Annotated in this window: 11 protein-coding genes; all 11 read right to left on the reverse strand. The window is 70.3% G+C overall.

Translation table 11 applies throughout. From position 1 onward, the window contains the following. Positions 1–803: DUF58 domain-containing protein (locus VFO68_RS30740; protein WP_325161915.1), on the reverse strand; the 803-nt coding region annotated here is incomplete at its 3' end. Beyond that, a complete protein-coding gene (locus VFO68_RS30745) occupies positions 800–1,786 on the reverse strand; it encodes a MoxR family ATPase (protein WP_325161916.1) in 987 nt (328 codons plus the stop codon). The genes VFO68_RS30745 and VFO68_RS30740, both read right to left, overlap by 4 nt. Beyond that, on the reverse strand, positions 1,783–2,250 hold the full coding sequence (locus VFO68_RS30750) for a hypothetical protein (RefSeq protein WP_325161917.1): 468 nt from the start codon (positions 2,248–2,250) through the stop codon (positions 1,783–1,785). The genes VFO68_RS30745 and VFO68_RS30750 overlap by 4 nt, the downstream gene beginning before the upstream one ends. After that, positions 2,247–2,939 (reverse strand): DUF4129 domain-containing protein, encoded by a 693-nt coding sequence (locus VFO68_RS30755; RefSeq protein ID WP_325161918.1) that lies wholly within the window; start codon positions 2,937–2,939, stop codon positions 2,247–2,249. Before VFO68_RS30755 ends, VFO68_RS30750 begins: the two co-directional genes overlap by 4 nt. Before the next feature lie 37 nt (positions 2,940–2,976). Next, positions 2,977–3,519 carry an O-acetyl-ADP-ribose deacetylase gene (locus VFO68_RS30760; protein ID WP_325161919.1) on the reverse strand — a complete coding sequence of 181 codons (543 nt, stop codon included), beginning with the start codon at positions 3,517–3,519 and terminating at the stop codon, positions 2,977–2,979. Positions 3,520–3,532: 13 nt separating this feature from the next. Continuing rightward, positions 3,533–4,159: a class I SAM-dependent methyltransferase gene (locus VFO68_RS30765; RefSeq protein WP_325161920.1), complete on the reverse strand. Its 627-nt coding sequence runs from the start codon at positions 4,157–4,159 to the stop codon at positions 3,533–3,535. 125 nt (positions 4,160–4,284) lie between these two features. Next, complete coding sequence (locus tag VFO68_RS34360; RefSeq protein WP_414635605.1) at positions 4,285–4,851, reverse strand: NADAR family protein; 567 nt, start codon at positions 4,849–4,851, stop codon at positions 4,285–4,287. After that, on the reverse strand, positions 4,833–5,285 hold the full coding sequence (locus VFO68_RS34365; protein WP_414635606.1) for a CPCC family cysteine-rich protein: 453 nt from the start codon (positions 5,283–5,285) through the stop codon (positions 4,833–4,835). Before VFO68_RS34365 ends, VFO68_RS34360 begins: the two co-directional genes overlap by 19 nt. Before the next feature lie 698 nt (positions 5,286–5,983). After that, the gene (locus VFO68_RS30775; protein ID WP_325161922.1) at positions 5,984–6,799 is read right to left on the reverse strand and encodes a hypothetical protein; all 816 of its coding nucleotides are present in this window, start codon (positions 6,797–6,799) and stop codon (positions 5,984–5,986) included. A 233-nt stretch (positions 6,800–7,032) separates the two neighbouring features. Continuing rightward, positions 7,033–7,224 carry a hypothetical protein gene (locus tag VFO68_RS30780; RefSeq protein WP_325161923.1) on the reverse strand — a complete coding sequence of 64 codons (192 nt, stop codon included), beginning with the start codon at positions 7,222–7,224 and terminating at the stop codon, positions 7,033–7,035. Between the two features lie 779 nt (positions 7,225–8,003). Continuing rightward, positions 8,004–8,648, reverse strand: a complete 645-nt coding sequence (locus VFO68_RS30785) for an NYN domain-containing protein (protein ID WP_325161924.1) — start codon at positions 8,646–8,648, stop codon at positions 8,004–8,006. Between the last annotated feature and the right edge of the window lie 235 nt (positions 8,649–8,883).

Consider the following 8,883-nt stretch of genomic DNA (forward strand, 5'->3'; position numbering starts at 1 on the left):
GTGTCCACGTCGATCCGGGTGTCCAGGGCCAGCACCAGGTCCGCGTCCGCCTCGGCGTGCCGCTCCCGCACGTGCAGCGTCGCGGGCGACAGCGCGCCCCCGGCGGCTGCCGCGCTGCGCAACGACACCCGCCAGTCGATCCGGCGCAGCCGGTCCCCGGGCTGGAACTGCCGGATGTCGCGGTGCTCGGAGCCTCCTCCGGCGCGCGGCGAGCGGTGCACCCCGACCAGGCCGGCCGCCCGGGGCGGCAGCGGACCCGGCGGCACCAAGCCGACCGGCGGCAGCACCATCCGCCGCGACTCCGGGGCGGTCACCGGCCCGAACACCAGGAGCCCGTCCGGCCCGGCCACCAGATGGTCGGGGCGCAGCTCGACAGCTTCGCCCCAGACGTCGTGCCGCAGCCGCACCCGCACCGCCTTCGTGCCGGCGGCCAGCAGGTGCACCGGTCCGGCGCCCGCGCCCGCCGCCGGCATCCGGACCGCGACCAGCTCGGCGCCGCGACCCGACTCGATCGCCACGGCGAGCAGGTCGTCCCGGCCCTCCTCGGTGGACCGCGCCCGGCGCCGCACGGACACCACCGGGTGGCCCGACATCCCGATCCCGAGCACCACGCTGACCAGCAGCGGGATCCCGATCAACAGCACCACCGGCTGATGCAGCACCAGCCCGGCGGTGACCAGACCCAGCCCGCCGACCGCGCCGCGGAACAGCGCGTCGCTGGGCCGCCAGCCGGCGCTGGCCTGCCCGCGCCAGGCCCGGAACCAGCGCACCACCCGATGGTCGGGGGGGACCGGCGTGATCATCGGGTGCTCGCCGGTCCGGGCACGGCGGCGAGCAGTTCGGTGACCACCTCCACACCGGTGGTGCCGCTGCTCCAGGTCTCCGCCCGGAGCGTCAGCCGGTGCGCCAGGGCGGCCACCGCGCACTCCTTGACGTCCTCCGGCAGCACGAAGTCCCGGCCGGACAACACCGCCAGCGCCCGGGCGACCAGCAGCAGCGCCTGCGAACCGCGGGGTGAGGCGCCGACCTCCACCGCCCGGTGCACCCGGGTGGCCGCGGCCAGTTCGACGCAGTACCGCACCACGTCCGGGTCCACCTCCACCTGCTCGACCCCGCGCTGCAGCCGGCGCAGCCGGTCCGCGTCGATCACCGGGTCCAGCTCGGCCTCCTCGGTGCGGCGGGCCAACCGGCGGCGCAGCACCTCCACCTCCTCCTCGACCGGCGGGTAGCCGACGTCCAGCCGGAGCAGGAACCGGTCCAGCTGGGCCTCCGGCAGCGGGAAGGTGCCCTCGTACTCGATCGGGTTCGCCGTGGCCAGCACGTGGAACGGCGGGGCCAGCGGGAAGGTCCGGCCCTCCACGGTGACCTGCCGCTCCTGCATGGCCTCCAGCAGCGCCGACTGCGTCTTCGGCGACGTCCGGTTGATCTCGTCGGCGAGCAGCAGCCCGGTGAACACCGGGCCGGGCCGGAAGGTGAACTCCCGCTTGTCCGGGTCGTAGAGGAACGAGCCGGTGACGTCGGCCGGCTGCAGGTCCGGGGTGCACTGCAGGCGGCGGAAGTCCAGGCCCAGCGCCTGGGCCAGACCCCGCGCCATCAACGTCTTGCCCAGGCCCGGCACGTCCTCGAGCAGCACGTGGCCGCCGGCGAGCAGGGCGGCCAGCGCCAGCCGGGTGGTGCGCTGCCGGCCGACGATCACCGTGCCCAGCGCGGAGAGCACGGCGCCGGCTTCGGCGCCGATCTCGGCCACCGGCACGGTCTCGTCCACAGTGGACGGTTTGCGGCTCATGTTCTCTCCAGGTGCTCGAGCAGGGCCGCGAGGCGGCGCGGTTCGGGTAGCCGGGCTGCGGGGTCGGTGAGCAGTTGGTGCAGTTCGGGGCCGAGGGCCGCGCGGGCCCGCGGGTCGTCCAGGCTGGCCAGATCCGCGGTGTCCGGTCGCTCCCGCAGCATGGCCAGCGCCATCCGGCCCAACCGCGGCTGCACCCGGCTGGTGAACCGGTGCTGATCCCCGGCGGCCTCGGCGAACCGAACGGCCAGGGTGCTCGCGTGCAGGTCGGCCCGGGCGGTGTCGGAAGGGGGCGCCGGGTCCCAGTTGGCCTCCATCGCCCCGGACAGCAGGCTGCCCAGCAGCACCACACCCCCGACGGTCAGGCTCAGCACCACCGCCCATGGCACCGGCAGCGCGAACAACTGGTTGATCGCGAACGTGGTCAGCGCGGTGGCCAGCAGGGCGAGGAACACGGCCCGGGTCATGTGGCCGACCTCGCCGCCGACAGTTCGTGCACGATCTCGGCCAGGGCCACCCGCGCGGCCTCGGCATCGGCCGCCCCGACGGTGTGCCCGGGTGCGAACCGGGCCCGTTGGTAGAGACCGCGCAGCCCGTCCAGGGCGGCGCCGATCGCGGGACGACCGGACAGGGTGTCGGTGAACTCGGTGGGTGTCTGGTGCGCCAGCCGCGGGCTGCCCGCCCTGGCCGCGGTCTCCTCCAGCCGAACCCAGGCCGCGATGACCGCGTCGGCCGGTGGTCCGCCCTCGTGCCGGGCCAACTCCGCCTGTGCCGCCCGCGCCGCCTCGAGCAGTTCCGCCGCCGGGGTGCCGGCCACGCCGGGCCCGCCCGGGGCCACCCGACCCGGCGAGGAGAACCGGATCCGGCGGGCGAGCAGACCCACCAGCACGGCCGCGATGATCGCGGCGACCAGCAGCGTGATCGGCAGTGTCATCAGGAACCAGCCCAGCCACTGCGTCCACGCCGGCCAGGTGCGCTCCCGCGCATCCTCGGGCGGCGGCACCTGCGGGTCGATGACCGTGATCACCGGCAGGTGGAGGAACTCGAACAGCGGCCGCCCCTGCCCCACCGGCACGGCCGACGCTCCCGCCGCGACCACCGCGGCGAGCACCAACAGCGCCCCGATCACGATCAGCGCCGGCAGCCGGCTCCTCATCCCCAGCAGCATGCCGTACCCGTCCGCGCCCGTCCGCTCAGTTACCCAGTCGATACGGACCAGCGTCCAGGCCGGCGGCGAAGGCGTCGTACGCGCGCTGGTCGAAGAGCACGAACCTGATCAGGTCGATGGCCGGCAGCCCGTTCGCCGTGTCGAGCACCGTGTCGACCGCGATGCGCGCCGCGGACTCGACCGGCCACCGGTAGGCCCCGGTGGAGATCGCCGGGAACGCGACGCTGCGGGCGCCCAACTCGTCCGTCGCCCGCAACGCGTTGCGGTGACAGTCGGCCAGCAGCGCGGAGCGGTCCTCGGTCGGCGACCACACCGGCCCGACCGTGTGCACGACCCACTTCGCCGGCAGCCGCCCCGCCGTCGTGGCCACCGCGCCACCCGTCTCGAGCCCGCCCCCGTACTGCCCGGCGCGCAGCGCCCGGCACTCGGCGAGGATGTCCGGACCACCCCGGCGATGGATGGCCCCGTCCACCCCGCCCCCACCCAGCAGCGAGGAGTTCGCGGCGTTCACCACGACGTCCACCCGCTGCTCGGTGATGTCCCCCAGCACCAACTCGATCCGCGCCATGGCCCCATTCTGCTCAGACGGTGGCGATGACCGCGTAGCGCTCGTCGGTGATGGCCCGGCCCCATAGGTCCGGCTCGGTCAGCGGCTCGACGCGGATCTCGGCGACCAGCGGCCGGAGCGTCTCAACCAGGGTGCCGGCGGTGACGCCACCCGCCCACGGCAGGGCCTCCTCCGCCGCGGCGGAACTCTGCCAACGTCCTTCGACGAGCACGAGCCTCCCGCCCGGTCGAACCAGCCCGGCCCACCACGAGAGCGCCGCGGCCGGGTCGGGCAGCGCCCAGAGGACGTGCCGGGTCAGGACCACGTCGAACCGGGCCCGCCGCAGCGGCGGCGCGGCCACGTCCCCGATCACCAGCCGCACATCGAGGCCAGCGGCCGTGATCTTCGCCCGGGCCTGGTGGATCATGGACCGGGAGAAGTCGACGCCGACCACCCGATGCCCGTGCCGGGCCAGCAGCCGGGAAAGCGACCCGGTGCCACACCCGAGATCGGCAACATCACTCGGCGGCGACGGCAACCACGTTTCGAGTCGAGCCACCCACGCCGCCCGCACGCGCGAGTCCGCCAACCCGTGATCCGGCTGTTCGTCGAAGGATTCCGCGGCGGAGTCCCAGAATCCCGGCACGGACGGAGTCGACATACAGCCATCCTGGCACCACGCTCACTCCACGTCCTTCAGGGTAGGTCGCGCAGGTGCAGCAGGCCCCGCACGTTGAGCTGACGCCGCACTTCCTGGATCAGTCGCGCATCCCGCGGGTCAATACTTCAGTCCCCTTGTCCCAGCAGGAGTGTGCGCGCCTGAGTCAGGGCGAACCCCAACAGGTTCAGGCCCCGCCATTCCTCCGGCTCGCCAGCTCGTGGGTCATCCGCCGCCAACCCGATACCCCATACGGTGTCCACCGGACTGGCCTCCACGAGGACCCTGTCCCCGGTGTTGAGCAGGAACCGACGCAGATCCGGATGTTGGCTGAACTTCGCCAGGCTGCCGGCGACCCCGATCTCGAACCGGCACTGCTCCCACCGTTGCTGATCGAACCCGCGCACCCCACGCCCCAACTCCTTCGCCCGGCCCGGATGCGACGCCCGGACGATCTCGGCGGCGCTGGCCTCGTCGCCGAACAACATCGCTTTCCGCCACATCATGAAATGCTCGGCGGTCCCGAACGTTGATCCGCTCGCCCAGCCGCATCCGGCCGGCCAGTTCGGCAATGTTTCCCGGACTCCCCGCCACAGCGCGCAGTGTGCTCGCGGCAGGACCGGCCGGCAACCGAGTTGGCAGCGAAGTGACGGCCGGCGAAGGTTTACCCGACGAGTCAAGGCCGCCGGATCCACTCGGAAGTCGTGGGTGGATCGGGGGGAACATGGTTCCCCCTGACACCACCACTGGCGATGTACGCGGCCCGCGCGGCGTCGAGGCTGAGGCTCCCGTTCGGACCGCCGCGAACAGTGGCGCTGTCATGGTCGTCCTGCCCGTCGTCCTCCCATCCGCACTCGTGGCAGATTTCGTATCCGCCGCGCTCGTCAAGAGTTGGATGTCCGCAGCACGGGCAGGTATAGGGTCCATCATCTGCCGCGAACACGTTTCTCTGGCTGATATAGCCGTCGAACCAGGCCTTCCGCCGCGCGACCAACTCGTCGTTGGACTGAGGTGGGTCGTCGCGCTTGCGCAGGACGAAGCCCCGCCCCGGCTCACCCCCGGTTACATCTGGCACCGTGCCATACTGCGCCATCTCTGACCTGCCAGCACGTCGATATTGGGCGCTCATGGCGGCGGAATGACGGATGGGCGGGCGGGACGAACCCGTTGGAGTCGCGCCGCTTCACGGAGAACCACCGCGCAGCGAGGACAGCCAGGTCTCAACCGAAGCCAGATCCGAGCCGGTCAATCCGACATGGGAATCCACGGGCGCGAGGAGCGTGGGCATGCCGCTTGCTTCCCGCTTGGCGAGGAACGCGTCGCGGGCAGAGGGCGAAGTCGTCGTCGAGCCAGGCCAGTGGACGACCAGAGGCGAACCGGGCGACGGCCGGATACTTCCATGTGGGCAAGGTGTCCGAGTGTGGCCCGGCGAACTCGATCACGGGAAGCGGCGGGAGGCCGAGAACCGGCCCGAACAGCCTGTTCGCCTCGTGGCCCCAGGTCGTCGCCCACGCCAACTCCGTGAGCTCGGTCCCGTGCCGAGGGTTCATCCACACGCGCAGCGCTCCCCGGCGCCGCCATCGCGACAGCCGAACCCGGTGCTCGACATAACCCGCCGGACGGTCGTTCGCGGGTGCGGCCCACTGATTGAGCGGACCATCGACATCGAGCAGCAGCAGCGCTGTCGGGTCTCTCGCCTCATCCCGTCTGAGTGGGTGGCGGGCACAACCCGTCGGAGTCCCGCCGCCACCTTGGCTTGGAGCAGGACGGCGGGGGTGAGACGGCCGGTGAAGGTGTTCTGCTGCCGGAATGTCCCAGAATCACGGACTATGCCGATGCGGCCTGGCGAGGGAAATCCTTGCGCTTGATCTTGGCCCGGCGCCCATCGGGATGATGGAACACGATCCCCTCGGCAAGGTGGCCCGGGGCGAACTTGCTTTCCAGCGTGGCGAGGAAGGTCTGCAACCCCTCATAGCTGCGCGGAACCTGGACGTAGACAGGTGCCATGCGGTTGAAAGGGACGCACCGATGCTCGTCCAAGCCCAGCGGGTTGCCTTGGACACGAGGGCCGAGCGCCTCGCATGAATGCTCCCCGTCCGGCCAGTCGGAAACGTCTGTGTTCCGCGCGGCAGCAAGGATCCATTTGTCGTCGGCGGAGTCGGTGGTGTCGACGTACCAGCCGTCGATGATCCCCGACTCCTTCTGCGCTTTGCTCGGGTTACGGCGCTTCTCCACCCGTACGAGCTGTCCCGAACGCACGGTCAGCCGAACGTTGGTCCCGTCGAGCTTCTCGGTTCCGACACCGTCGCCCTCGAAAACCCACCGGCATTCGGCACGTGGCCGGTCGACCACCCGGAAGCGCTCGTCGCGCTCGAACAGCGTGGGAATCTTCTCCATAACCCGTGCGCCCTCCCTGACCTGCCCGATGAGTTCCCCATGTGTGATGACGCCGCCCGCGAGCCCCGCCGCAAGCGCCCTGACCAAATCAGCGACCGACACGTCGGCTTCGACCGCGACGTGCTTCAACGCCTTCTTCTCCTCAGGAGAGATCCACGCCACCAGCCGCGACCACCCGTCGGGTGGGGTCCAGCGAGCCAGCCGCGCGGGGTCCTTGCGGGGCCTCCCCCGACTCTTGCCCTCCACGAGGGCCAACGGTAGCCACCCAATTGATATGGTGTCAATTGGCATAATAGAAATTAGTTGCCTGTTGAGACCAGATGTCAGCCTCCGATCCGGGTCGGCCAAGACCGCTAACTCGATCTTGTACGGCGCAGGGAGGTGGGGATTCGGTCACGGCCGGCAGGGCCGGCCGGCCCCTCATTCCGTCTGGGTGGCTGGGCGGGGACAACCCGTCAGAATCCGGCCGCGACCGGCGTTCACGGCAGGCGGTCAGGTCCGAGGATGCGGCGGGCTTCGGCGCGGACCTCGGCGTCCACTTCTTCGCGCGTTTGTTCGAGGTAGTCGAGTGTGTCGTAGCTGTCGTCAAACACGACCAAGCTCTCGGCCAGGTCGAGGGTGCCGTGGCCGAACGTGGCGTGGGCCCAGGCCGCCAGCTCGCGCGGTTCCATGGTGCCGAGCACAACTCGCGAGGCCATGGCTCTGCGGCCGGCTTCTTGTGCCGCAGGACTGCCCATCGGTAGTAGGCGAGGTCCAGGTCTCGGAGGGCCGATTCCAACAGTTCGGGGACTTCCTCATCGGCGTGGCGGATCGGCACGTCTGCGGCACTGCTTTGCCCGACGTACCACAAGCCGACGACGTCGCCCATGGTGGCCAGTGCCGCTTGGCGATTCATGTTGACATCGTGAATCCTCCGGCCAGCCGGCGCTTTTTGGCCGAGCGCAGCACGGCTCCCAGCATGGCCGGGTGAGGCGGCCGGTGAAGGTGTTCTGCTCCGGAACATCCGGGATTCACTGATCACCCCCGCTTCCAGATTTCCAGGTCGAGGGGGCCGGCTCAAATGCCGGCGGAGCCATCCCACCGACTTCTCGGCGGCTTCCGCGTCACTGATCGGCACGGCCCCGGACCACGAGCGCCTCCTGATCTCGCGTCGAAGTCGTCCCACATATGGGAGCACCCCCAGTAGCCACCCAGGACGTAGCGATCCCAGCGGAAAGTTTCGCCTATCCGCGGTCCCAAGGGGCGCCACAAGGGCCGGTCTTCAGCCGAGTGAGGCCAGGGCCGGCGCAGCGCCGGCCCTGGCCTCACTTCTGGGTGGGCGGGCGGGGCAAACCCGTCAGAGCCTGGCCGCTTCCTTGGCCTCGAGGAGCACGGCATCCCCATGGCTGAGGTGCGGCGGCCGGTGAAGGGGTTCTGCTGCCAGGACATCCCGGGTTCACGGACGACCGCGTTACCGCCACTTGTCTGGGCGCGCGTAGATCTGTCCTCGGCTGCCCACCACCCGGGCGGGCAACAGGGATGCTGCGACATGACGGCGGCCGATGAGAAACGACGTGACACTTGGTGGATGACGTGCCTGGGGAGGCTGCCGCCCGGGCGGGCACGCCAGGTAGATCGGACGGTCCGGCGCGATCTCGGCCGTGGCGTTGATCGCCGGAGTCAGATCGGTGTCAGTGGTGATCAGAACGGACAGATCGCCATATCCCTGGGCCGCGTCCCTGACCATTGCAACCCCGAGGGCTACGTCAGTCAGCTTCTCCTCAAAGGTCCGGTATTCGTGCGCGGGATCGCAGTCGCAGGTGTACCGACATCCGCAGTCGAAACAGCGGAACTTCTTGACCTTGAACCGTCCGCGCACGACCTCGACCTGGGGCCGATGAGCCGTCAGCGCAGCGAGGTAGATCTCCTGACGACGCGCCGCCTCAGGCTCGCCGGCGACGATCGTGGTGAAGTAACGGACTCTGACAATCTTGTCGGGCCGGCGCAGCTGTGTGGCGAGCTCATACAGGTCCAGCCACAGGTATTTGCGCCCATACTTGGCCCTGAGCCCGTGGTACAAGTTCATGCCGTCGATGCAGACGACAGCGTTACCCACTGCGTGCTCCTTGGTTGAGCGCCCCATCGCCAGGAGGTACGCTGCCTACATACGACGCCGGTCATGGCCGGCAGGGTGGCCCCTTCGGGGGCCACATTTTTGTATCCAGGCACGGCTGACCTGCGGATATCACACGATGGTGGGCGTGTCGGTAGCCAATGCAGTCACAACGCGCCGCCGTGATCGATGCGCGGTTCCACCCCGGCGGTCAGCCGTTGAAGGTGCACTGAGGCAG

It is taken from the genome of Actinophytocola sp. (genome assembly GCF_035712165.1).
Lineage (GTDB): Bacteria > Actinomycetota > Actinomycetes > Mycobacteriales > Pseudonocardiaceae > DASYTH01.

What these genes read in the sequence shown, in the direction of transcription:
- VFO68_RS30745 (WP_325161916.1), bottom strand. Translation starts at nt 1,786, where the DNA reads ATGAGCCGCAAACCGTCCACTGTGGACGAGACCGTGCCGGTGGCCGAG.
- VFO68_RS30750 (WP_325161917.1), bottom strand. Translation starts at nt 2,250, where the DNA reads ATGACCCGGGCCGTGTTCCTCGCCCTGCTGGCCACCGCGCTGACCACG.
- VFO68_RS30755 (WP_325161918.1), bottom strand. Translation starts at nt 2,939, where the DNA reads ATGAGGAGCCGGCTGCCGGCGCTGATCGTGATCGGGGCGCTGTTGGTG.
- VFO68_RS30760 (WP_325161919.1), bottom strand. Translation starts at nt 3,519, where the DNA reads ATGGCGCGGATCGAGTTGGTGCTGGGGGACATCACCGAGCAGCGGGTG.
- VFO68_RS30765 (WP_325161920.1), bottom strand. Translation starts at nt 4,159, where the DNA reads ATGTCGACTCCGTCCGTGCCGGGATTCTGGGACTCCGCCGCGGAATCC.
- VFO68_RS34365 (WP_414635606.1), bottom strand. Translation starts at nt 5,285, where the DNA reads ATGAGCGCCCAATATCGACGTGCTGGCAGGTCAGAGATGGCGCAGTAT.
- VFO68_RS30780 (WP_325161923.1), bottom strand. Translation starts at nt 7,224, where the DNA reads ATGGAACCGCGCGAGCTGGCGGCCTGGGCCCACGCCACGTTCGGCCAC.